This window comes from Salipiger mucosus DSM 16094, assembly GCF_000442255.1.
Lineage (GTDB): Bacteria > Pseudomonadota > Alphaproteobacteria > Rhodobacterales > Rhodobacteraceae > Salipiger > Salipiger mucosus.
In genome coordinates, this window is the sequence record NZ_KE557278.1 from 1 (window position 1) to 20,546 (window position 20,546).

Annotated in this window: 23 protein-coding genes, 1 tRNA gene and 1 pseudogene; 16 read left to right on the forward strand and 9 right to left on the reverse strand. The window is 70.6% G+C overall.

Annotated features, from left to right (window positions below):
* Positions 1–105: 105 nt before the first annotated feature.
* From cbiE to cobF, 6 genes are read left to right on the forward strand one after another with little or no spacing between them, the layout of a single operon-like run.
* Entirely contained in the window at positions 106–1,305 is a 1,200-nt protein-coding gene (cbiE, locus tag SALMUC_RS15595; RefSeq protein ID WP_020042787.1) for a precorrin-6y C5,15-methyltransferase (decarboxylating) subunit CbiE, read from the forward strand.
* Entirely contained in the window at positions 1,302–1,670 is a 369-nt protein-coding gene (locus SALMUC_RS15600; protein ID WP_020042788.1) for a cobalamin biosynthesis protein, read from the forward strand. Before cbiE ends, SALMUC_RS15600 begins: the two co-directional genes overlap by 4 nt.
* Positions 1,667–2,455 carry a precorrin-4 C(11)-methyltransferase gene (gene cobM, locus SALMUC_RS15605; protein WP_020042789.1) on the forward strand — a complete coding sequence of 263 codons (789 nt, stop codon included), beginning with the start codon at positions 1,667–1,669 and terminating at the stop codon, positions 2,453–2,455. The genes SALMUC_RS15600 and cobM overlap by 4 nt, the downstream gene beginning before the upstream one ends.
* Positions 2,455–3,759, forward strand: coding sequence for a cobyrinic acid a,c-diamide synthase CobB (locus tag SALMUC_RS15610; RefSeq protein WP_020042790.1), 1,305 nt, complete (start codon positions 2,455–2,457; stop codon positions 3,757–3,759). Before cobM ends, SALMUC_RS15610 begins: the two co-directional genes overlap by 1 nt.
* A complete protein-coding gene (gene cobA, locus SALMUC_RS15615) occupies positions 3,756–4,511 on the forward strand; it encodes a uroporphyrinogen-III C-methyltransferase (protein ID WP_020042791.1) in 756 nt (251 codons plus the stop codon). Before SALMUC_RS15610 ends, cobA begins: the two co-directional genes overlap by 4 nt.
* Complete coding sequence (gene cobF, locus SALMUC_RS15620) at positions 4,508–5,239, forward strand: precorrin-6A synthase (deacetylating) (RefSeq protein ID WP_020042792.1); 732 nt, start codon at positions 4,508–4,510, stop codon at positions 5,237–5,239. The genes cobA and cobF overlap by 4 nt, the downstream gene beginning before the upstream one ends.
* A 19-nt stretch (positions 5,240–5,258) precedes the next feature.
* On the opposite strand, the gene SALMUC_RS15625 is transcribed toward cobF, so the two are convergent.
* Both SALMUC_RS15625 and SALMUC_RS15630 read right to left on the reverse strand, forming a co-directional pair.
* Entirely contained in the window at positions 5,259–6,554 is a 1,296-nt protein-coding gene (locus SALMUC_RS15625; RefSeq protein ID WP_020042793.1) for an NAD(P)/FAD-dependent oxidoreductase, read from the reverse strand.
* Positions 6,551–7,255, reverse strand: a complete 705-nt coding sequence (locus SALMUC_RS15630) for an HAD-IA family hydrolase (RefSeq protein WP_020042794.1) — start codon at positions 7,253–7,255, stop codon at positions 6,551–6,553. Before SALMUC_RS15630 ends, SALMUC_RS15625 begins: the two co-directional genes overlap by 4 nt.
* A 108-nt stretch (positions 7,256–7,363) precedes the next feature.
* On the opposite strand from SALMUC_RS15630, the gene SALMUC_RS15635 reads away from it, so the two are divergent.
* The 8 genes from SALMUC_RS15635 to SALMUC_RS15670 all read left to right on the forward strand — a co-directional run bounded on the left by SALMUC_RS15635 (position 7,364) and on the right by SALMUC_RS15670 (position 16,203).
* Positions 7,364–8,299, forward strand: coding sequence for a LysR substrate-binding domain-containing protein (locus SALMUC_RS15635; RefSeq protein ID WP_021120494.1), 936 nt, complete (start codon positions 7,364–7,366; stop codon positions 8,297–8,299).
* Complete coding sequence (locus SALMUC_RS15640) at positions 8,296–9,204, forward strand: LysR family transcriptional regulator (RefSeq protein ID WP_020042796.1); 909 nt, start codon at positions 8,296–8,298, stop codon at positions 9,202–9,204. The genes SALMUC_RS15635 and SALMUC_RS15640 overlap by 4 nt, the downstream gene beginning before the upstream one ends.
* A gap of 74 nt (positions 9,205–9,278) precedes the next feature.
* Positions 9,279–10,784, forward strand: a complete 1,506-nt coding sequence (locus SALMUC_RS15645; protein WP_020042797.1) for an FAD-dependent oxidoreductase — start codon at positions 9,279–9,281, stop codon at positions 10,782–10,784.
* Between the two features lie 52 nt (positions 10,785–10,836).
* Positions 10,837–11,682, forward strand: coding sequence for a transporter substrate-binding domain-containing protein (locus SALMUC_RS15650; RefSeq protein ID WP_020042798.1), 846 nt, complete (start codon positions 10,837–10,839; stop codon positions 11,680–11,682).
* A 98-nt stretch (positions 11,683–11,780) separates the two neighbouring features.
* Positions 11,781–12,527 carry an amino acid ABC transporter permease gene (locus SALMUC_RS15655; RefSeq protein ID WP_020042799.1) on the forward strand — a complete coding sequence of 249 codons (747 nt, stop codon included), beginning with the start codon at positions 11,781–11,783 and terminating at the stop codon, positions 12,525–12,527.
* Positions 12,524–13,324: an amino acid ABC transporter permease gene (locus SALMUC_RS15660; RefSeq protein WP_020042800.1), complete on the forward strand. Its 801-nt coding sequence runs from the start codon at positions 12,524–12,526 to the stop codon at positions 13,322–13,324. The genes SALMUC_RS15655 and SALMUC_RS15660 overlap by 4 nt, the downstream gene beginning before the upstream one ends.
* A gap of 16 nt (positions 13,325–13,340) precedes the next feature.
* Entirely contained in the window at positions 13,341–14,099 is a 759-nt protein-coding gene (locus SALMUC_RS15665) for an amino acid ABC transporter ATP-binding protein (protein ID WP_020042801.1), read from the forward strand.
* A 76-nt stretch (positions 14,100–14,175) separates the two neighbouring features.
* Positions 14,176–16,203, forward strand: a complete 2,028-nt coding sequence (locus SALMUC_RS15670) for an NADH:flavin oxidoreductase (RefSeq protein WP_020042802.1) — start codon at positions 14,176–14,178, stop codon at positions 16,201–16,203.
* Between the two features lie 327 nt (positions 16,204–16,530).
* On the opposite strand, the pseudogene SALMUC_RS29035 reads toward SALMUC_RS15670, so the two are convergent.
* From SALMUC_RS29035 to SALMUC_RS15680, 3 genes and pseudogenes are all read right to left on the reverse strand, one after another.
* Positions 16,531–16,722 (reverse strand): annotated as a pseudogene (locus tag SALMUC_RS29035) (integrase core domain-containing protein); the annotation flags it as partial.
* 74 nt (positions 16,723–16,796) lie between these two features.
* On the reverse strand, positions 16,797–17,147 hold the full coding sequence (locus tag SALMUC_RS15675) for a DUF6538 domain-containing protein (protein WP_020042804.1): 351 nt from the start codon (positions 17,145–17,147) through the stop codon (positions 16,797–16,799).
* Between the two features lie 85 nt (positions 17,148–17,232).
* Positions 17,233–17,319 (reverse strand) — tRNA-Leu (locus tag SALMUC_RS15680).
* Positions 17,320–17,467: 148 nt separating this feature from the next.
* Here SALMUC_RS15680 and SALMUC_RS15685 point away from each other — a divergent pair.
* A complete protein-coding gene (locus SALMUC_RS15685; protein WP_020042805.1) occupies positions 17,468–18,451 on the forward strand; it encodes a complex I NDUFA9 subunit family protein in 984 nt (327 codons plus the stop codon).
* A gap of 56 nt (positions 18,452–18,507) precedes the next feature.
* Here SALMUC_RS15685 and SALMUC_RS15690 read toward each other — a convergent pair whose 3' ends face one another.
* The 4 genes from SALMUC_RS15690 to SALMUC_RS15705 all read right to left on the reverse strand — a co-directional run bounded on the left by SALMUC_RS15690 (position 18,508) and on the right by SALMUC_RS15705 (position 20,167).
* On the reverse strand, positions 18,508–18,771 hold the full coding sequence (locus SALMUC_RS15690; RefSeq protein WP_020042806.1) for a DUF6455 family protein: 264 nt from the start codon (positions 18,769–18,771) through the stop codon (positions 18,508–18,510).
* Positions 18,772–18,778: 7 nt separating this feature from the next.
* Positions 18,779–19,066, reverse strand: coding sequence for a DUF6455 family protein (locus tag SALMUC_RS15695; protein WP_020042807.1), 288 nt, complete (start codon positions 19,064–19,066; stop codon positions 18,779–18,781).
* A gap of 32 nt (positions 19,067–19,098) precedes the next feature.
* Positions 19,099–19,356, reverse strand: a complete 258-nt coding sequence (locus SALMUC_RS15700; protein WP_020042808.1) for a DUF6455 family protein — start codon at positions 19,354–19,356, stop codon at positions 19,099–19,101.
* A 100-nt stretch (positions 19,357–19,456) separates the two neighbouring features.
* The gene (locus tag SALMUC_RS15705; protein WP_020042809.1) at positions 19,457–20,167 is read right to left on the reverse strand and encodes a M48 family metallopeptidase; all 711 of its coding nucleotides are present in this window, start codon (positions 20,165–20,167) and stop codon (positions 19,457–19,459) included.
* 137 nt (positions 20,168–20,304) lie between these two features.
* Between SALMUC_RS15705 and SALMUC_RS15710 the strand changes: the two genes are divergently transcribed.
* Positions 20,305–20,538: a hypothetical protein gene (locus tag SALMUC_RS15710; protein WP_020042810.1), complete on the forward strand. Its 234-nt coding sequence runs from the start codon at positions 20,305–20,307 to the stop codon at positions 20,536–20,538.
* Positions 20,539–20,546: the final 8 nt, after the last annotated feature.

Here is a 20,546-nt window from a genome sequence, read left to right on the forward strand (position 1 = left end):
CGGGTGCGGCCCGCGAGCGAGAGCGTGCCGGGCAGGCCGGCCCCGGCCATGCGCGCGGCAAGCGCGCTGGCCTCGGTGGTGCCGCCAAGGACGAGGGGGCGCAGCATGTCTGAGGCTCCGTGGCTGACGATCGTGGGTCTGGGCGAAGATGGTCCCGAAGGGCTGCCGGCTGCAAGCCTTGCGGCGCTGGAGGCGGCCGAGATCGTCATGGGCCCGCCGCGCCACCTTGCGCTTTTGCCGGGCAGCGGCGCCGAGCGCATCGCGTGGCCGGTGCCCTTTGCCGAGGGCATCGCGCGCCTGATCGCGTTGCGCGGGCGCCGCGTTGCGGTGCTGGCCTCGGGCGATCCCTTCTGGTTCGGCGCGGGCGCGGTGCTGGCCCGGCGCCTCGCGCCCGGCGAATGGCGTGCGCTGCCGGGGGTGTCGAGCTTTTCGCTCGCCGCGGCCCGGCTTGGCTGGGCGCTGGAGCGGACGCTCTGCTTCGGCCTGCACGCCGCGCCGCTGGCGCGCCTGCGGCCGCATCTGGCTCCCGGCCAGCGCGCCATCGTGCTGCTGCGTGACGGGGCGGCGGTCCGGACGCTGGCCGACTACCTGTGCGCCGAGGGCTTCGGCGCTTCGGGCATGACGGTGATGGAGGCCCTGGGCGGCCCGCGCGAGCGCCTCACCATGGCGCGCGCCGACGCGCTGCCGGCGAGGGCCTTCGGGCATCCGGTCTGCGTCGCGGTCGAGGTCGAGGGTGCTGGCCGCGTGCTGCCACTGGTCTCGGGGCGAGAGGACGACTGGTTCGCCAGCGACGGACAGATGACCAGGCGCCCGGTGCGGGCGCTGACCCTCTCGGCACTGGCGCCGCGCCCGGGCGAGCACCTGTGGGACATCGGCGGCGGCTCGGGCAGCATCGCCATCGAGTGGCTGCTGTCGCACGGTTCGCTTTCGGCCACGAGCATCGAGCCGCGCCCGGACCGGGCCGCGCGCATCGCGCAGAACGCCGCGCGGCTCGGCGTCGACCGGCTGACGGTCGTGACCGGCGCCGCGCCCGATGCGCTGGCGGATCTCGCCCCGCCGGAGGCCGTCTTCGTCGGTGGCGGCCTCGACGCGGCGCTGCTGGACTGGCTGGCCCGCCACCTGCCGGGGACCACCCGCATCGTCGCCAATGCCGTCACGCTCGAGACCGAGGCGCTGCTGCTGGAGGCGCGGGCGCGCATGGGGGGCGATCTGCTGCGGATCGACCTTGCCGAGGCGGCGCCGCTGGGCTCGCGCACGGGATGGACGCCCGCAAGACCCATCGTGCAGTGGCGGCTTGCGCCATGATCGTCGCGGGCCTCGGATTCCGCCGGGCGGCCGGCCCGGACAGCCTGCGCGATGCGCTGGCGCGCGCCCTCGGGGATCGCGCTGTCAATGCCCTGGCGACCGCCGAGGACAAGGCCGAGGCCGCGGCCCTCGCAGCGCTCGCGCGGGCCCTGGGCCTTCCTCTCGTGGGGGTGCCCCCGGAGGCGCTGGCCGTGCAGCCGACCCTCACCCGCTCGGAGGCCTCGTTCGCCGCGCGGGGCACCGGCAGCCTCGCGGAGGCCGCGGCGCTCGCGGCCGCGGGACCGGGGGCGCGCCTGATCGCGCCCCGATGCCTTTCGCAAGACCGAATGGCCAGCTGCGCGCTGGCCGAAGGAGAGACCACATGACCGTTCATTTCATCGGCGCCGGACCAGGCGCCGCCGACCTTCTGACCCTGCGCGGGCGCGACATCGTCGCATCCTGCCCGGTCTGCCTCTACGCGGGATCGCTGGTGCCGGAGGCGATCCTGGACCATTGCCCGGAGGGCGCGCGGATCGTGAACACGGCGCCGATGGATCTTGGGCAGATCATGGCCGAGATCGAGGCCGCCCACGCGGCCGGGCACGACGTGGCGCGGCTGCATTCGGGCGACATGTCGGTCTGGTCCGCCATGGGCGAACAGATGCGGCGGCTGCGCGGGCTGGGCATCCCGGTTTCGGTGACGCCGGGGGTGCCCGCCTTTTCGGCCGCCGCCGCCGCGCTGGGAACCGAGCTGACGCTGCCGGGGCTCGCGCAATCGGTGGTGCTCACGCGGACGCCGGGGCGGGCCTCGTCGATGCCCGAGGGCGAGACGCTGACCAACTTCGCCGCCACCGGCGCGACGCTGGCGATCCACCTGTCGGTGCAGAACCTGTCGCGGGTGGTGGCCGATCTGACGCCGGCCTACGGCGCGGACTGCCCGGTCGCCGTGGTCTACCGCGCGAGCTGGCCCGACGAGCGCATCCTGCGCGGCACGCTGTCGGACATCGAGGCACGCATGGACGAGGGCATCTCCCGCACGGCGGTGATCCTCGTGGGGCCGGCGCTGTCGGGGGAGGGTTTCGACGAAAGCTGCCTCTACTCGGTGGACTACGACCGCCGCTACCGCCCGCAGTGCGCCGAAAGCCCCTGGTCCGGCTGGGCGGGCGACTGATGCGCGGCCTGCTGATCTCCGCCCCGTCCTCGGGCACCGGCAAGACGACGGTGATGCTGGGCCTGCTGCGCGCGCTGTCGGACGCGGGGCTGACGGTGCAGCCCTTCAAGTCAGGCCCCGACTACATCGACCCGGCCTTCCACCGCGCCGCCTGCGGGCGGGCCTCGTTCAACCTCGATACCTGGGCGATGGGCGCGGGCCTGCTGGACGGTGTCGCGGCGCAGGCGCGGGGGGCCGAGATCTGCGTCGCCGAGGGCTCGATGGGGCTCTACGACGGGGTCGCCACGCGCGGGCAGGGCGGCTTCGGCTCCAGCGCCGAGACGGCGCGGCGCATGGGCTGGCCCGTGGTGCTGGTACTCGACGTGGGCGGACAGGCGCAGAGCGCGGCCGCGACCGCGATGGGCTTCCGCGACTACATGCCGGATCTGCCCTTCGCCGGGGTGATACTGAACCGCGTCGCCTCGCCGCGACACGAGCGGCTGACGCGGCTGGGGATGGAGCGCGCGGGCCTGCCGGTGCTGGGCGTTCTGCCCCGGCGCGGCGACCTCGCGCTGCCCGAGCGCCACCTGGGGCTGATCCAGGCGGTCGAGCATCCCGACCTCGAGACCGCGATCGCGGGCTATGCTCAGTTCCTGCGCGCGCATGTCGACCTCGACGCGATCCGCAAGGCGGCGGAGGGCGCCCCGCTGCCGGGGGATGGGGCCCTGCCGCGCCCTCCGGCGCAGCGCATCGCGCTGGCGCAGGACGCGGCGTTTTCCTTTGCCTATCCCCACCTCGTCGAGGGCTGGCGCGCGGCGGGGGCCGAGATCCTGCCCTTCTCGCCGCTGGCCGACGAGGCGCCCGACCCCTCGGCCGACCTTGTGTGGCTGCCGGGCGGTTACCCCGAGCTGCACGCCGGGCGGCTCGCGGCGGCCGGACAGTTCCGCGCCGGGCTGCGCCGCCATGCGCAGACCCGGCCCGTGCACGGCGAGTGCGGCGGCTACATGGCCCTTGGCGCGGCATTGATCGACAAGGAGGGCGTGCGGCACCCGATGGCGGGCCTGCTGGGGCTGGTGACCAGCTACGAGATCCGCAACTTCCACCTGGGCTATCGCCGCGCGGTGCTGAGCGCGCCGATGCCGGGCCATGCGGCGGGGGCCGCGCTGCGCGGGCATGAATTCCACTACTCGACCATTCTCGAGCAGCCCGACGCCCCACTGGCCGAGGTGGCCGATGCCGACGGCAACGCGGTGCCCGAGACGGGCTCGCGTCGCGGGCTGGTTTCGGGCACCTTCTTTCACCTGATCTCGGAGGAAGAGACATGAGCGGTTTTGTCAGCTTCGTGGGCTCCGGCCCGGGCGATCCCGAGCTTCTCACGCTCAAGGCGGTCGATCGGCTGCAACGGGCCGACGCGGTGCTCTTCGACGACCTTTCCTCGGGGCCGATCCTGGCGCATGCACGGCCCGGGGCGGACCTCGTGGGGGTGGGCAAGCGGGCGGGGCGGGCCTCGCCCCGGCAGCACCACGTGAGCCGCCTGCTGGTCGATCACGCGCGGGCGGGGATGCGCGTGGTCCGGCTGAAATCCGGCGACAGCGGCCTCTTCGGTCGGCTGGAGGAAGAGCTGGTCGCCCTGCGCGAGGCCGGTGTCGGCTACGAGATCGTGCCGGGCGTGCCCTCGGCCGTTGCGGCGGCGGCGGCGGCGGGGATTCCGCTGACGCGGCGGCTGACCGCGCGGCGCGTGCAGTTCGTCACCGGCCATGGCGCCACCGGCGCGCTGCCCGAGGATATCGACCTCGATGCGCTGGCCGATCCCTCGGCCTCGACGATGGTCTTCATGGGCAAGCGCACCTTTCCGCAGCTCGCCGAGATGCTGATCGCCCGGGGCCTGCCGCCCGAGACGCCCGCGCTGCTGGCCGAGGCCGTCTCCCTGCCCGAGCAGTCGTTGCACCGTGCCACGGTGGGCGCGCTGGCCGACCGGCTGCGCGACGCGATCAGCACGGCACCGGCCCTGATCCTGTACGGACCGCTGGCCGAGATGGGCGTGGGCATCGATCCCGGGGCGGAGGCGGCGCCGTGACCGAGCTCTGGCTGGTCGGCATCGGCACGGGCAACCCGGATCACGTCACGCTCGAGGGGCGCGCGGCGCTGCGCGATGCGGCGGCCGTGCTGATCCCGCGCAAGGGCGCGGGCAAGGAGGACTTGGCCCATCTTCGCGAGGCGATCCTGCGCGCGGCCGACTCGAACGCGCGGGTCATCCCCTTCGACATGCCGGTGAGGGACGAGTCGCTGCCCTATGCCGAGCGTGTCGCCCGCTGGCACGACGCCATCGCCCTGCGCTGGCAGGCAGCCCTGGAGCAGGCGCCGGACGGGCCGGTCGCGCTGCTGGTCTGGGGCGATCCGGGGCTCTACGATTCGACGCTGCGCATTGCGGCGCGCCTGCCCGGTGCGCCGCGCGTCCGGGTGGTGCCCGGGATCACGGCTCTGCAGGCGCTGACGGCGGCCCATGCGATCCCCTTCAACACGGTCAACGGCGCGGTGAGCGTGACCACCGGCCGCCGCCTGCGCGAGGGGGGCTGGCCCGAAGGTGCCGAGACGGCGGTCGTCATGCTGGACGGGCAGTGCAGTTTCCGGGCGCTCGAACCCGCCGGGCTGCGGATCTGGTGGGGCGGGTTCCTTGGGATGCCGGAACAGGTGCTGGAGAGCGGCCCGCTGGCCGAGGCCGGCCCGCGGATCGTCGAGACCCGCGCCGCGGCGCGGGCCCGGCACGGGTGGATCATGGACACGTACCTGCTGCGCCGCGCCTGAGGCCGTGGCGCGGCCGGGATCAGAGCCCCAGCCGGTCGAGCATCTCGTAGCCGAAGGTCACGCCGCGCACGCCGAGGGCGCGCAGGGGGTGGAACGGCACGCGCGGAAGGCTGTCGCGGGCGATGAGCCCGAGGTCGGCCTCGCGGCCCAGCATGCGCTGGGCCATACGGGCGCCGACAAGCCCCGACATCGCAACGCCCGCGCCGTTGAAGCCCGCCGCGTAGGCCACGCGGTCCGACAGCTGCCCCGCGTGCGGCAGCCCGTCGAAGGTCAGCGCCACCTGGCCCGACCAGCGCAGCGCCACGGGCACCTCGCGCAGGGCGGGGAAGATGCCGATCATGGCCTCGTGCAGGCGTTTGAAGGCCGCGGGCGAATCCACCGCGCCAAGGGCACCCCGTCCGCCGAACAGGATACGGCCGCCGATCTTGCGGAACCAGCGCATCATGCGCCGGGTCTCGGTGTAGCTACGCCCCTGCGGGAGCAGGCGGCGGTCGAGGTCCGCGGGCAGGCGCTCGGTCGCGATCATGGCGCTGCGGAAGGGCACGAGGCTGCGCGACAGGGTCGCCCCCGCCGGGGTCAGCCAGGAATAGGCGTTGGTGGCCAGCAGCACGCGTTCGGCCGTGACTTGCCCCTGAGGGTGCGTGAGCGTCACGCCCTGCGGCGTCTCTTCCAGCCGCTCGACCGCCGTGTCCGCGTGGAGCGTCGCCCCCTGCGCCTCGGCCGCGCGCCATAGGCCCGCGAGATAGGCCAGCGGCTGGATCGTGCCCGCGCCGTGCTGGAGCACGCCGCCCACGAAGCCCTCTGTGCCGGTCTCTTCCGCCACCCGCGCCGCGCCCAGGACCTCGAGCCCGGTTTCGCCCAGGGTTTCGTGCAGCCACTCGGCCTCGTGCTTCGCATGCGCGAAGGCGCGGACGTTGTGGGCGCACTTCAGCGCGCCCGAGCGGGTGAACCCGGTGTCGGTCAGCCCGTGCCGGTCCAGCGTCTCGGTCAGGTGCGTGACGCTGTCGTTGGCGATGGCATGCATGCGCCGGGCCGTGTCCAGCCCGTGCGAGGAGGCCAGATCGGCAAAGCCGCGCCGGAACTTGGCCGATACCACGCCGCCGTTGCGCCCGCTGCCGCCGGTGCCGATCGGCCCGGCCTCGAGCAGCACGACGCGCTGTCCGGCCTCGGCCAGCACCAGCGCGGCGTGCAATCCGCAATAGCCACCGCCCACGATGGCCACGTCGCAGCCGAGCTCGGCCGGCGCCGGTGTCGTCGCGGGCAAGGCGGGTGCGGTCTCGCGCCAGAGCGAGGCGGGCGGCGGCGGCAGGGTCATGCGCCCTCGCCGAAGATCGCGTCGGCCAGCGCGCCCAGGCTCGTCACGCGGATGTCGGGCTCGGTGAGGCTCGCGGGATCGGGCGTCGCGCCGTAGCCGGGCTGGTCGTGGCGCCGCTCGATCCAGGCGGTGGCATAGCCCAGCGATTTCGCGATGCCGATGTCGTGGTACTGGCTCTGCGCGACGTGCAGGATCTCGTGCCGAGCCACACCCGCGGCGGACTGGCGGCCGAGGTTGTAGGCGAAAAAGCGCGGATCGGGCTTGGTGCAGCCGGTGTCGTCGCAGGTCACGCCCTCGTGGAAGGGGCGGCCCAGCGTGTGGTTGTGCGCGCTGAAGGCGGTGCGGTCGCCGTTGGTCATGGCGACCAGCCGATAGCGGCGGCGCAGGCGGGCGAGCGCCGCGACGGAATCCGGGAAGGCCGGCCATTCCAGCACCGAAAGCTGGAAGTCGCGCGCGGCGCTTTCCGTTTCGGGGAAGCCCAGTTCGCGGGCGACGTGCAGGTAGACGCCCTTGAAGGCCTCGCTCATGCGGTCGTAGTTGCGCTCGCGCCCCTCGAGGTAGGGCTTGAAGATCTGGTCGTCGGAAAGTCCCTCGGCGGCGGGTCCGCCGATGCGGCGAAAGGCGCCCAGAATGCCTGCTTCGAAATCGACGCAGGTGCCGACCACGTCGAAGGTCAGAACCTTGAAGCGTGAAAAATCCATTGTGGCCTCGTGCTGATGCCCCGTCGGGGGCGGTTTCCCGGCGAAGGTGGCGCAGGGCGGGGGCCACGGGCAATTGTCAAATACTTGGGAAATCCATAATCAGAAGTCATGGATGGATTGCGGCGCAAACTGCCCTCGCCGGGCGTTCTCTTCGTGTTCGAGGCCGCGGCCCGGCACGAGAACTTCACCCGCGCGGCGGAGGAGTTGAACGTCACGCAGCCCGCCGTGAGCCGTGCGCTGGCGGGGCTCGAACGCTATCTCGGCACGCGCCTGTTCCAGCGCGGGAAACCCGGCGCACGGCTGACCGAGGATGGCAAACTGCTGAAAAACGCCGTGATCGAGGGGTTTTCCGGGATCGAGGCGGCGCTCGACCGCCTGGCCGAGCGTCAGACGGGTAAGGCCACCATCACGCTGTCGGTCTCGACGGCCTTCACGACGCACTGGCTGATGCCGCGAATCTCGCGGTTTCAGCAGGCGTTTCCGAACGTCGACCTGCGCTTTCAGCTCATCGCGGGGCCGGTCGCAGGGCCGATGGGCGGGGTCGACATCGCCATGCGCTATGCCGCCCCCGGCGACCGCGAAGGACGCTATGTCATGCACGAGGCTTATGCTCCGGTCTGCGCGCCCGACTACCTCGCGGGCCTCTCGGGCGAGGGCGCCGCGCTGATCCGGCTCGACGGCGAACGCTCGACCGGCCTGCGCGAGCATGTCGCCCGCGCGGCCCCCGTGGCGCCCACGCAGCTGAGCTTTTCCGACTATTCGGTGGTGCTCCAGGCGGCGCTCGTGGGGCAGGGCATCGCCGCCGGCTGGCTCAACATCGTGGCCCACTGGCTGAGCGAGGGGCAGCTCGTCCCGGCGCTGCCGGTGCTGGTGCGGCCTGGGCGCGTCTGCCGCCTGCTGACCCGCACGGGCGGCGAGCACGACGAGACCGTTGCGGCGGTGGCCGACTGGCTGCTGCAGGCCATGCAGGACGACATGAGCGCCATCGCCGCGCGGCATCCGGCGCTGGACCTGGGCGGCATCCTGCAGGAGGATCCGGCATGAGCGTCAATCCGCAGCTCTACACCGCCTTCCAGGCGATCATGCGCGCGGGCACCGTGTCAGGCGCGGCCGAGCTTCTGGGCCGCAGCCAGCCCGCCGTGAGCCGGATGATCGACAAGCTCGAGGACAGCGTCGGCGTCAAGCTCTTCGAGCGCCGGAAGGGGCGGGTCGTGCCGACCCATGCCGCGCACCTGCTGCTGGACGAGGTCGAGCGTCTATTTGTTTCCATGGCCACGCTCGAGGACTTCGGCCGCCGCATGGCGCTGGGGCAGGACAGCGGCGTGGGCGTGGCCTCGCTCCCGGCGTTGGGGCTCGACTTCATGCCCGAGGTCGTGGCGCGGTTCCGGGCGCTGCGGCCGCAGGCCCGCGTGGTGCTGAACGTGCGGATGTCGGTCACGGTCGAGAAGTGGGTCGCGACGCAGCAGGTGGATTTCGGCCTTGCCGAGACGCCCTTCCAGCTCAGCGGCTTCGAGACGCGGATCTTCGCGGACAGCTCCTATGTCGTGGCGATGCCCGCGGATCACCCTCTGGCAGGTCTCGACGAGGTCACGCCGGCGCACCTCAACGGCGTGGATTTCGTCGGCTGGACGCCCGCGGTCACGGCGCGCCGGATCTTCGACGACATCATGCAGGGGGCGGGCGTGGTGCCGCAGATGCTGGTCGAAAGCACCATGTCCGCGCCGATGTGCAGCCTCGTGCGGCGGGGGCTGGGCGTGGCGGTGGTCGACCCCTTCACCGCCTGGGCGCAGCGCGACCCGTCGCTGGTCTTCCGGCCCTTCCTGCCGCGCATCCCCTGCCGGATCGCGCTGCTGCAGCCCGAGACGCGCAACCCCACCGCGCTGGCCGAGGACCTGATCGGCCTCAGCGAGACCCTGCGGGACGAGGCGGTGACCGAGATCTTCGATTGAGTATGCGCTGAGCGCATACTGAAAGCAGAACTTTGCATTTTGCATCCGATGCGTGGCGCCATTTACTGCGACGCATGACGACCGAACCCCAGCCTTCCAGCGTGCCAGGGCCGCATGACGTCATCGTCATCGGCGGCGGCGTGAACGGCACCGCGGCCCTGCGCGAACTGGCGCGGGCCGGCTACCGGGTGCTGTTGGCCGAGGCCGACGACCTGGGCTCGGGCGCGAGCGGGCGGTCGTCGCGCATGCTGCACTGCGGTCTGCGCTATCTCGAGTCGCCGCGCCCGCTGCGCGACGCGATCCGCCACCCGCTGCGCTTTGCCCGCGCGCTGGGCATGGCGCGCGAGGCGATGCGTGCCCGCGCCGAGCTGGCGGAGGACGCCTCTGTCGGGACCCGTGCCATCGAGCTGGGCTTCCCGGTCTGGCGCGACGGGCCATTCCCGCGCTGGCAGCTCGACGCGGGCCTGCGGCTGCTTGGCGCCGTGGCGCCCGGCGGTCCGCCGCTCGACCGGCGGGTGCTGGATGCCGAGGCGACGCGCGCGCATCCCATCGGCCGCCACCTGCGCGACCCGGACGACCTGCGCGGCATGGTCGCCTTTCGCGAATACCTCTTCGATGCGCCCGAGCGGATCTGCGTCGACAACGCGCTCGAGGCCGAGGCTTATGGCGCCGCGCTGCACCTGCGCAGCCGGGCCGAGCTGCGGGAGCGCGGGCCCGACGGCCTGTGGCGCGTCGGGCTCGAGGATGCGCAGGGCACGCGCGAGGTCACGGCCCGCGCGGTGCTCAACATGGCGGGCACCTGGGCCGACGATGTCGGCAGCTTCGACCGCCGGTTGGTGCGCGGAACCAAGGGCGCGCACATGGTGATCCGCCTGCCCGAGGGCTTTGCCGGTCGCGGCATCGCCACGGTGCATCGCGGCGGTCATCCCTTCTACGGATTGCCGCTGGGCGGCGACCGCTTCTACTTCGGCCCGACGGAAACGCTCTACGAGGGCGACGCGCGCGGCGTGCGCGCCGATGCCGATGATCTCGCCTTCCTGCTGGCCGAGGCGAACCACCTGCTGCCCGGCCTGAACCTGAGCGAACGGGACGTCGAGCAGTGCTGGGCCGGGGTCCGCCCCCTGACCGAGGACCCGGATCGCCCCATGGGCGCCCGCGAGCGGCGCGTGCATGACCTCGGGCAGGGTGTGCTGGCCATGACGGCCGGCCCGGTCATGAGCCACCGCAGCGCCGGGCGCCGGATGCTGCAGGAGGTCTCGGCCCGGATCGGCAAACCGGCCACGCCCGGCCAGCGCAGCCTGCGCACCCCCGCGCAGGCCGGCGACGACGCCGAGGCGCTGGCCGTGACGCATGAACATGCCCCCGATCTCTGGGGCGTGCTGGCGCCGCGCACCGGCGCGGTCTGGCAGGGGCCGTTGTCGCGCGACCGTGTCGAGGCCAGCGCCGGGCGGCTCGCCCCCCTGTTCGGCTGGAATGCGGAGCAGACGATACGCCAGGTCGAGCAGGTGCTCGGCCGGCAGGACCGGGTCTTCGGCGTGCCGCAGACCCCGGACGAGCGGCGGGCCGAACCCGCCGCCTGAATACCGCCGGCAAGGCGGAAGACACATCAAACGAACCAACAAGGAGACATACATGAAACAGATCGCAACCCTCGTCAGCGCCATCGCGCTGAGCGCCGCCGCGGCCGCTCCGGGCCTTGCCCAGGAAGCGGCGCAGAACGACCGCTTCATGGACGTGATGGAGCGCGGCGTGCTGCGCGTCGGCGTCCAGGGCGCCTTCCGTCCCTGGGCCTTCCGCTCGCCCGACGGCTCGCTGCAGGGCATCGAGGTCGACCTCGCCCAGACCGTCGCCGACCGCATGGGCGTCGAGCTCGAGCCGGTGGTGATCTCGTCCTCCAACCGGATGGAATTCCTGCAGCAGGGCAAGATCGACCTGCTGATCGGCGCCATGTCCGACCGCCCCGACCGCCGCAAGGTGGTGGGCATCGTCGAGCCGGCCTACTGGACCTCGGGCCCGACCCTGATGGCCAAGGAAGGCGTGATCTCGTCCTGGGACGACATCGAGGGAAAGCCGGTCTGCGGCAAGCAGGGCGTGTTCTACAACCGTATCGCCGAAGAGGAATTCGGTGCCCGCGTGGTGGCCTTCGGCGGCAACACCGAGGCCAAGGAGGCGCTGCGCTCGGGCAAGTGCGTGGCCTGGGTCTACGACGACACCTCGATCGCGGCCGACCTCGCCACCGGCGACTGGGAGGGCTACGAGATGCCCGTTGACACGGTCTTCTCCAACCCCTGGGGCGCCGCGGTCCCGCTCGAGGAAAAGGACGGCGTCTGGGGCGCCTTCCTGTCGGGCATGGCCTACAACTGGCACAAGGAAGGCACGCTGATCGAGCTTGAGGAGAAGTGGGGCGTGAAGCCGTCGCCCTGGCTTGCCGACATGAACGAGCAGCTGCAGTACGACGACTCCTACCTCGACAACTGATTGCCGGGGTGCGTCGCGCCCCGGCATGACCCGAGGGGCGCGGCGTGCATTGCTCCCGTGCGTCGCGCCCCTCGGCAACAACTCAGGATCGCCAACCCTTGCTTGACCTCATCGCGCCGTTCTTCGAGCGGCTATACGAGACGACGGGGCTGAACTTCTCGCCCTTCTACGACAGCTACGACTGGGGCCGCCTGCTCGAGGGCATGTGGGTCTCGGTCAAGCTGATCTCGGCCATCATCGCCCTGTCGCTGGTGATCGGGGTGCTGGGCGCGGCGGCCCAGACCTCGAAGCTGCGCCCGCTGCGCTGGATCGTGGCCGCCTACATCGAGATCTTCCGCAACACGCCGCCCATCGTGCAGCTGCTGTTCTTCTACTTCGGACTGGGCGCGATCACGCCGCAGGTCGACATGGGCGGCTGGTACGAGCCGATGATCGGCTCCTTCGGATGGGCCGTCATCGCCATCGGGATCTTCGGCGGCAGCTACAACGTCGAGATCTTCCGCTCGGGCGTCGAGGCGGTGCCGCACACCACCGTGGAGGCGGCCGAGAGCCTGGGCTTCTCGAACCTCAAGATCTTCATCTACGTGACGCTGCCGCTGGCCTTCCGGGTCTGCCTGCCGGCGCTGACGAACAACATCATCAGCCTCGCCAAGACCTCGTCGCTGGCCTACGTGATTGCGGTCCCCGAGATCACCTACTCGCTCAGCGGCATCTGGTCGGACAACGTCAACGTGCCGGAAATGATGGTGCTGCTATTCGTCTACTACATTCTGCTCGTCGCGGTGATCGCCCGGGCGATGACGCTGCTCGAACGCAAGCTGGCACTGCCGGGGTACGGCCGATGACCTGGACCGTGACCCGCCTGAACTGGCGCCTGCCGGTCATCGCCGCCGCGCTCTGCCTGCTGGCCTCGGTCGCCGCCGTCGCCCAGCAGGAGGGGGCCGCCGATCGCGAGACCGCGCTGCAGGCGCTGGTGACCTGGATGCCCTTCATCCTGCAGGGCTTCGTCCTGAACCTGGTGATGAGTGTTCTGGCCATGGCCATCGCCACCGTCACCGGCGTGATCCTCGGCTTCATGCAGATCAGCCCCAGCGCGGTGATCCGCCTGCCGGCCAAGCTCGTGACGCATGTCTTCCGCAACTCGCCCTGGCTGGTGATCCTCTTCGCGATCATGTTCCTCGTGCCCTTCCGGGTGACGCTGCCGGGCGGCGAGACGGTGATGATCCCCGACTGGGTCAAGGCCACCGTGGGCTTTGCCCTGCCGGTCATGGCCAACGTGTCGGAAATCCTGCGCGGGGCGGTCATGTCGATCCCCTCGGGGCAGTGGGAAAGCGCCGACAGCCTTGCCTTCAGCCGCGGCCAGACCCTGCGCCACGTGATCCTGCCGCAGTGCATCCGCCGGATGCTGCCGCCCTGGATGAACTGGTACGCGCTGCTCACGCTGATGACGCCGATGGCGGCGATCCTGGGCGTCAACGAGGCGCTGGGCAACACCCAGGCCGCGATGGAGGCCGCGGGCTCGCGCCCCGAGTTCCTCATCCCGTTCTACCTCTTCCTGATGACGATCTTCTTCGTCTTCATCTACCCGATTTCGCTCTGGACGCGCCGGCTGGAACGCCGCTACGCGGCCTCCGGGGCCTGAGACAGGAGTTTCCGCCATGACACCGTCAGAGGGCTGGACCCCCGATCAGCCGATCGTCGCGATCCGCGATCTTCACAAGTCCTTCGGCCATGTCGAGGTGCTCAAGGGCATCGACATCGAGGTCATGAAGGGCGAGGTGATCTGCATCATCGGCCCCTCGGGGTCCGGCAAGTCGACGCTGATCCGCACCATCAACGGGCTGACCCCGGCGACCACCGGCTCGGTCACGGTCGAGGGCCAGGAGGTGCACGACGACAACCTCGACAAGCTGGCCCTGCGCCGCAAGGTCGGGATCGTCTTCCAGCAGTACAACCTCTTCCCGCACCGCACCGTGCTGCAGAACGTCATGATGGCGCCGCTGCTCGTGCTCAAGGAGAACAAGCGCGAGGTCGAGGAGCGCGCCCGTTCGCTGCTGGCCAAGGTGCAGCTGCACGACAAGGAAGACGCCTACCCGGCCGAGCTCTCGGGCGGCCAGCAGCAGCGCGTGGCCATCGCCCGCAGCCTGTGCATGCGTCCCGACGTGATGCTCTTCGACGAGGTGACCGCCGCGCTCGACCCCGAGACCGTCAAGGAGGTGCTGGTGACGATCAAGCAGCTCGCCGCCGACGGCATGACCTGCGTGCTGGTGACCCACGAGATGGGCTTCGCGCGCGAGGTCTCGGACCGGGTCTACTTCACCGATGCCGGGCGCATCGTCGAAAGCGGACCTCCGGCGCAGCTCTTCGAGCAGCCGCAGGATCCGCGCACCCGCGAGTTCCTGTCCAAGGTGCTCTGAGCGCACCGGACCCGAGCCTTTGAACAGTGACCACGGACCGGGCGCCCCGCCCGCGTCCGAACAGGAGAGTCTTGCCATGACCGACCAGAGCCCCGTCCGCGACCCGCTGCTGCAGCCCCTGACGATCAAGGGACTGACGCTGCGCAACCGCTTCCTGTCGACCTCGCACGCCTGCGGGCTGGAAAAGGACGGCTTCCCGCAGGAGGCCTACCAGGCCTACCACGAGGAGAAGGCGAAGGGCGGCATCGGTCTGTCGATGTTCGGCGGCTCGTCCAACGTGGACATCGACAGCCCCAACATCTTCCAGCAACTCAACGTCGGCACCGACGCGATCATCCCGCACTTCCAGCGCTTCTCCGAGCGGATGCACACGCAGGGCGCGGCGCTGATGTGCCAGATCACCCACCTCGGCCGGCGGGGCGATCCCTACGTCGGCGATTACCTCCCCGCAATCGGCCCGTCGCCCATCCGCGAGACGCTGCACCGCGCCATCCCGCGCGAGATGGACGAGCACGACATCGCCCGCGTGGTGAAGGCCTATGGCCAGGCGGCGCGGCGCTGCGAGGAGGGCGGCCTCGACGGGATCGAGACGCTGGCCTCGGGACACATCATCGGGCAGTTCCTCTCGCCCAAGACCAATCACCGCAGCGACCGGTTCGGCGGCTCGCTGGAGAACCGCATCCGTTTCGCGCTGATGGTGCACGACGAGATCCGCCGCAACGTCTCGGACGGGTTCATCGTGGGCATGCGCTATGTCGTGGACGAGGGCATCGACGGCGAACTCACGCCCGAGGACTGCATCGCCGCGGCCCAGATCCTCGAACGCGAGGGGGCGGTCGACTTCTTCAACGCGCTCTTCGGCTCGATGGACACCTCGCGGTCGCTCTCGGAGGAGGTCTTCCCCGGCATGGGCACGCCCGCCGCGCCCTGGGTGGGCGCCGTGGGTCGCTTCAAGCGCGAGATCGGGCTGCCGGTCTTCCACGCGGCGCGGCTCTCGGATCTCGCCTCCGCGCGTTTCGCGGTCTCGGAAGGGCATGTCGACATGGCCGGGCTCACCCGCCCGCAGATCGCCGACCCGCACATGGCCGCCAAGCTCATGCGCGGCGAGGATCACCGCGTGCGCCCCTGCCTCGGTGCGGGTCATTGCCAAGGGCCGCAGCGGCCCAAGTGCCTGCACAACGCCGCCACCGGGCGCGAGCTGACCGTCGGCCACGCCATCGCGCGGGCCGAAACGCCGCGCCGCGCCGTGGTCGTGGGCGCCGGTCCGGCCGGGCTGGAGGCGGCACGCGTGCTGGCCGAACGGGGCCACGAGGTGCGCATCTTCGAGGCCGCGCCGCAGCCGGGCGGGCAGGTGCTGCTGGCCGCGCAGCAATGGCGGCGCGACCTGGTGGGCGCCATCGACTGGCGCCTCTCCGAGCTCGAGATCCTGGGCGTGCAGGTCGAGTGCAACCGCTTCGTCGATGCATCGGACCTCGCCGAGATCGAGCCCGACCTCGTACTGCTCGCCACGGGCGGCATCCCGCAAACCGATTTCGGCCCGGGCGCCGAGCTCGCGCTCTCGGCCTGGGACATCGTCGGCCGGCAGGTGAAGCCCGAGGGCGAGGTGCTGGTCTGGGACAACACCGGCCGCCACCCCGCGCTGCTGGCCACGCAGATCGCGCAGGAGGCGGGCGCCGAAGTCCAGCTCACGGGCATCGACGTGACCATCGGACAGGACCTCGCCTACCCGGAATCCACGCGCTGGCTCAAGGAGTTCGCCAAGTCGGGGCTGTGCCCCGAGGGGAACATGCGGCTGACCGGGGTGGCGCGCGAGGGCAACCGCCTGCGCGCCTCGGTGATGAACGAGCTCACGCACGAGACCACGGAGCGCGTGGTCGACCAGGTGGTCGTCGAGATGGGCACGATCCCGATGGACGATCTCTTCGAGGAGCTGCGTGGCGCGTCGGGCAACGACGGCGTGACCGACCAGCACGCGCTGCGCGACCTGAAGCCCCAGCCGCGGGCGCGCGCGGGCTACGAGCTGCACCGCATCGGCGACGCGCTTGCCTCGCGAAACATCCACGCGGCGGTCTACGACGCGCTGCGGCTCTGTTCGGTGGCCTGACCGGCCTCTGGGGCCGGGGCCAGGCTGGCTGCGGGTCTGCTCTCCGGCGCGCCGGCCCCCATTGTGCATGGGGGCTGGCTGCGTCGGAGTGCACTGTCGTTTCGGATCAGGTCGCCTTGGTGCCGAGCTTCTGCACGTCGTCCGAGATCGAGATGCTGTGGTACTTGTCGGGCAGGAACTCGCCGCTCATCGTGATCCGCACGCGGTCGCCCTTTGGCATCTTCCTGGCGCTCGAGCCCGAGATCGAAGTCGATGGCCGACATGATCCCGTCGCCGAATTCCTCGTGCAGGGTTGATCTGCCCCACTTGAGTGGTCCGGTTTGAAAGTTAGTGCATGATGGGGCTGTGGTCCATCGGGATGGTGGTTTCCGGGGCCGGTGGTCGGTAGCCCACGGCACTGTGTTGGGGAATGGTGTTGTAGTGGCGTCGCCATCGTTCGATCAGGATCTGCGCTTCTCTCAGAGAATAGAAGATCTCGCCGTCGAGCAGCTCGTGCCGGAGTCTGGCATTGAAGCTCTCGATGACCTGAGCCCCGTTTCTTCCTCCAGTTTGAGGTAGAGTCCGCTCCAACGAGGAGACGGACAATGAAGCGATCAAGGTTCAGCGAAGAGCTGATCATCGGGGCGCTGAAGGAACAGGAGGCCGTGCTTGGACAGGACCTCCATGGCCGCTCTGACCACATCGGGGCCATCAGTCACCTTGCCTTCGCGGACGGCTTTCCAGAGGGCATCTTGCTGAAGCGCGAGCTTGTGCGCCTTCTTCGCGGCCACCTTCGGATCGCGGGTCTTCAGCGAACAGCGGATCTGAACCTTCTTGCCGGGATAGCAGTGCGCAACGTCATCAGGGATGCGGCGACGGAAGTAGTACACGTCGCTGTTCTTCTTTTGCTCGATGAAGTTGGCCATCAAGACGCAAGCCCCGGCTTTGAACAGCACGATGGACATGACGGCGACACCTCTTGTGACACCTTAACTCAGGCCCAAAGGCCCCTAACGCATTGATTTTACGTAGTTTGTAAGGTGGGATTAGTGGTGCCCAGGAGAGGACTCGAACCTCCACGGCCTTTCGGCCACTGGTACCTGAAACCAGCGCGTCTACCAATTCCGCCACCTGGGCACAGGTGGTGTGAGGCAGGCGTTTACGCGCCCCGCCAGATGGTGTCAACGCACTTTTTCAGGTTTTTCGCGCGGCGTCGCACCACCTTGCCCGAGAGCGGTTCGGCCGATATTCAGAGACCCGGAACCTCGCATCGGGAGCAAGGCAAATGAGCAAACTCGTCACCATCTATGGAGGCTCCGGATTCCTGGGCCGCTACATCGCCCTGCGCATGGCGAAGCTGGGCTGGCGCGTCCGCGTGGCCGTGCGGCGCCCGAACGAGGCGATCTTCGTGCGGCCCTACGGCGTGGTGGGCCAGGTCGAGCCGGTCATCTGCAACATCCGCCACGAGGGCTCGGTGCGCGACGTGATGCGGGGCGCCGACGCGGTGGTGAACTGCATCGGCACCTTCGATGCCAAGGGGAAGAACAACTTCGACGCCGTGCAGGCCGAGGGCGCCGAGCGGGTGGCGCGCCTGGCCGCCGCCGAGGGGGTCGAGCGGATGGTCCACATCTCGGCCATCGGCGCCGACCGCGACAGCGAAAGCGGCTATGCCCGCACCAAGGCGCTGGGCGAGGAGGCGGTGCTCAAGCACATGCCCGATGCGATGATCCTGCGGCCCTCGGTTATGTTCGGCGTCGAGGACCAGTTCTTCAACCGCTTCGCCGGCATGTCGCGTATGGGCCCGGTGCTGCCGCTGGTGGGCGCCGAGACGAAGTTCCAGCCGGTCTATGTCGACGACGTGGCGCGCGCCGCCGTCATGGGCGTGACCGGCGAGGCCGCGGGCGGCACCTACGAGCTGGGCGGTCCCGATGTCGACACCTTCCGCGAGCTGATCAGCCAGATGCTGGAGATCATCCGCCGCCGCCGGCTGCTGGTGAACATCCCCTTCGGCATCGCCTCGGTCATGGGGCGCGTGTTCGAAACGGTGTCGCGGCTGACCGGCGGCCTGGTGCCGGCGCAGATCACCAGCGACCAGGTCATCAACCTGCGGCACGACAACGTGGTGTCCGAGGGCGCACGCGGATTCGAGACGCTGGGCTTCGAGCCGGCCTCGATGGAGGCGGTGCTGCCGGAATACCTGTGGCGCTTCCGCAAGGGCGGACAGTACGACGAGATCAAGGAATCGGCCCGCAGCCTGCGCACCGACTGACGCTCCCCGCGGGCAGGGGGCCGGGGCGGAGATGCCGCCCCTGCCGCCCCGGAGGCTCAGCGCGCCTTGCGCAGGGCCATGAGCCGCGTCGCGTTGCAGCAGCCCGGCGGCGGAGCGGCGGCCGGGCGACTCTGGGCGCCGAGCCAGGACTCGCAGGCCTCGACCAGGGCGCAGCCGCGGCAGCAGGTCACCATCTCGGCATAGTCCTTGGGGTCGAGCTGCCCGTCATGCATGGCGTCGAGCAGGTTGAGGCCCATCACGCGGGCCACGCTGCGCGTCATCCAGAAATGCCGCGCAGGATCTCCGAGCGTCTGTGCCATGGCGCTGCTACTCCTCCTGCAGGCGGGCCATGAGGGTCGCGAATCGCGCCCGGTTCTCGCAGCCCTCGGGCGTGTCGCGCAGCGCATCGCCGGGGCGGTCCAGCCAGCGGTGGCAGCCGTCGGCCCAGGCGCAGCCGCGGCAGCGTTCGACCATGCCCGCCCAGGCCTCCTGGTCGAGGACGCCGGCCTCCATGGCGGCGACGAGATCGGTGCCGTTGGCACGGGCCATGCGCTGCACCAGCCAGTAGTGTTCGGTTCGGTCGCCCAGGGGCGTGATCCGTGCGTTGTCGAGCATGTCTGCCTCCCTTGTCCTGCGATCGCGGTCGGTCACGTCCGGCGCAGGTCTTCGAAGAGCGTGGTGTTGCGGCAGTAGGTCGGTGCCGTGTCAGGTTCCTTCGGCCGACTGGCCAGCCAGCGGGCGCAGGTCTCGGGCTGCGTGCACATCGTGCAGCTCAGCACCGCATCCTCGATCTGCGAGATCGCGAGCTTGCCGCGCATCGCGGCCTCTTCGAGATCGAGGCCGAGCGTGGTCGCCATGTCGTCCACGAGTTGGGCATGGCGCTTGAGGTCGTTCCGTCCCGGCATGGGGTGTCCTCCCGGCTGGCTGTCCTGTCGATGCGACGGAGGCTAGCAGCCGGGGCGGGGCGGATGCCTTGATTCAGGTCAACAGGGGGCTGCCGGGACCTCAGTACCCGGCCACGGTGCGGCGAACGACCTCGATCCGGGCGCCGTTGGGCGGGTGCGAGCCGAGGAACCGGTTGCCCGGATCGGGGATGTGCATGAAGAACTCGGCGCCGCGAATCGGGTCGTAGCCGCTGCGCAGCGTGATGATCGTGCCCAGCTGGTCGGCCTCGAGCTCGTAATCCTTCGAGTAGGTGCGCGCCCCCACCGAGGCCCCGAAGCGCTCGGCCGAGCGCACGCTTGCCTCGTCGGCGCCGGACATTGCGGCGATGCCCGAGAAGATGATCGCGCCCACGGCGGCATCCTCCTGGATGCGGTCCAGGTGGCCGAGGATGTGGTGCGAGGCCTCGTGCCCCATGAAGAAGGCCAGCTCGTCGGCGTTTTCGACCGACAGGATCAGAGGCAGGTTGAAGGCCACGATGGGCCGGCCGGAGCGGTCGAGCGTCTGGAAGGCGTTCGGCGCCTGGTTCGGGCGGTCGTCGACCACGATGAGGTAATCGCAGTTGGCGCGGGGGGCGAGGCGGCGGCACTGCGCCTCGGCCACGGGCTCGATCGTTTCGGCCACCTGCACGAACTGCAGCGCGGCGCGCTCCGCGCGGTCCTGCGACACGCCCTGCGGCGCGGTGATCGCCGGGCCCTCGCGCGGGCCGGTGGTGACGGGGGCGATCTCGCAGGCGGCCAGGAGCAGCAGGAGAGTGGGCAGGAGCAGGCGCATGGGGGCAGCTTTCCGGGTCGTGTCGGGCCGAGCATAGGGATTGGCGCCCGCGCCTGCCAGTGCCCCGCGCGGATTTGGCGTCCTGCCGCCACCCGGCAGGGGTGGGCAGGCGGTGCGCCTTGGGCTAGTCTGCTGTCATGTTCAGCATCGAGCACGAATTCGACGCCACCGTCGTGACCCTCGTGGACGAGGGCAGCCAGTACCTGCAGGAAGACGTGATCGTCTCGACCTTCGAGGATTGCGTCACCGTCGAGCAGTACGATCCGCGCACCGACAGCGTGCAGAAGATCACCATGTCCATGACCCAGATGCGCGACCTCGCGGCCGCGATCAGCCTGCCCGAGGGCGTCTATACCCGCCGGCCGGACTGAGGCGGGCA

Excerpts from the sequence above, each read along its gene's own strand:
- cbiE (WP_020042787.1), top strand. The coding sequence starts at position 106 with ATGTCTGAGGCTCCGTGGCTGACGATCGTGGGTCTGGGCGAAGATGGT.
- SALMUC_RS15600 (WP_020042788.1), top strand. The coding sequence starts at position 1,302 with ATGATCGTCGCGGGCCTCGGATTCCGCCGGGCGGCCGGCCCGGACAGC.
- cobM (WP_020042789.1), top strand. The coding sequence starts at position 1,667 with ATGACCGTTCATTTCATCGGCGCCGGACCAGGCGCCGCCGACCTTCTG.
- SALMUC_RS15610 (WP_020042790.1), top strand. The coding sequence starts at position 2,455 with ATGCGCGGCCTGCTGATCTCCGCCCCGTCCTCGGGCACCGGCAAGACG.
- cobA (WP_020042791.1), top strand. The coding sequence starts at position 3,756 with ATGAGCGGTTTTGTCAGCTTCGTGGGCTCCGGCCCGGGCGATCCCGAG.
- SALMUC_RS15625 (WP_020042793.1), bottom strand. The coding sequence starts at position 6,554 with ATGACCCTGCCGCCGCCGCCCGCCTCGCTCTGGCGCGAGACCGCACCC.
- SALMUC_RS15630 (WP_020042794.1), bottom strand. The coding sequence starts at position 7,255 with ATGGATTTTTCACGCTTCAAGGTTCTGACCTTCGACGTGGTCGGCACC.
- SALMUC_RS15635 (WP_021120494.1), top strand. The coding sequence starts at position 7,364 with ATGGATGGATTGCGGCGCAAACTGCCCTCGCCGGGCGTTCTCTTCGTG.
- SALMUC_RS15640 (WP_020042796.1), top strand. The coding sequence starts at position 8,296 with ATGAGCGTCAATCCGCAGCTCTACACCGCCTTCCAGGCGATCATGCGC.
- SALMUC_RS15645 (WP_020042797.1), top strand. The coding sequence starts at position 9,279 with ATGACGACCGAACCCCAGCCTTCCAGCGTGCCAGGGCCGCATGACGTC.
- SALMUC_RS15650 (WP_020042798.1), top strand. The coding sequence starts at position 10,837 with ATGAAACAGATCGCAACCCTCGTCAGCGCCATCGCGCTGAGCGCCGCC.
- SALMUC_RS15660 (WP_020042800.1), top strand. The coding sequence starts at position 12,524 with ATGACCTGGACCGTGACCCGCCTGAACTGGCGCCTGCCGGTCATCGCC.
- SALMUC_RS15665 (WP_020042801.1), top strand. The coding sequence starts at position 13,341 with ATGACACCGTCAGAGGGCTGGACCCCCGATCAGCCGATCGTCGCGATC.
- SALMUC_RS15670 (WP_020042802.1), top strand. The coding sequence starts at position 14,176 with ATGACCGACCAGAGCCCCGTCCGCGACCCGCTGCTGCAGCCCCTGACG.
- SALMUC_RS15675 (WP_020042804.1), bottom strand. The coding sequence starts at position 17,147 with ATGTCCATCGTGCTGTTCAAAGCCGGGGCTTGCGTCTTGATGGCCAAC.
- SALMUC_RS15685 (WP_020042805.1), top strand. The coding sequence starts at position 17,468 with ATGAGCAAACTCGTCACCATCTATGGAGGCTCCGGATTCCTGGGCCGC.
- SALMUC_RS15690 (WP_020042806.1), bottom strand. The coding sequence starts at position 18,771 with ATGGCACAGACGCTCGGAGATCCTGCGCGGCATTTCTGGATGACGCGC.
- SALMUC_RS15695 (WP_020042807.1), bottom strand. The coding sequence starts at position 19,066 with ATGCTCGACAACGCACGGATCACGCCCCTGGGCGACCGAACCGAACAC.
- SALMUC_RS15700 (WP_020042808.1), bottom strand. The coding sequence starts at position 19,356 with ATGCCGGGACGGAACGACCTCAAGCGCCATGCCCAACTCGTGGACGAC.
- SALMUC_RS15705 (WP_020042809.1), bottom strand. The coding sequence starts at position 20,167 with ATGCGCCTGCTCCTGCCCACTCTCCTGCTGCTCCTGGCCGCCTGCGAG.
- SALMUC_RS15710 (WP_020042810.1), top strand. The coding sequence starts at position 20,305 with ATGTTCAGCATCGAGCACGAATTCGACGCCACCGTCGTGACCCTCGTG.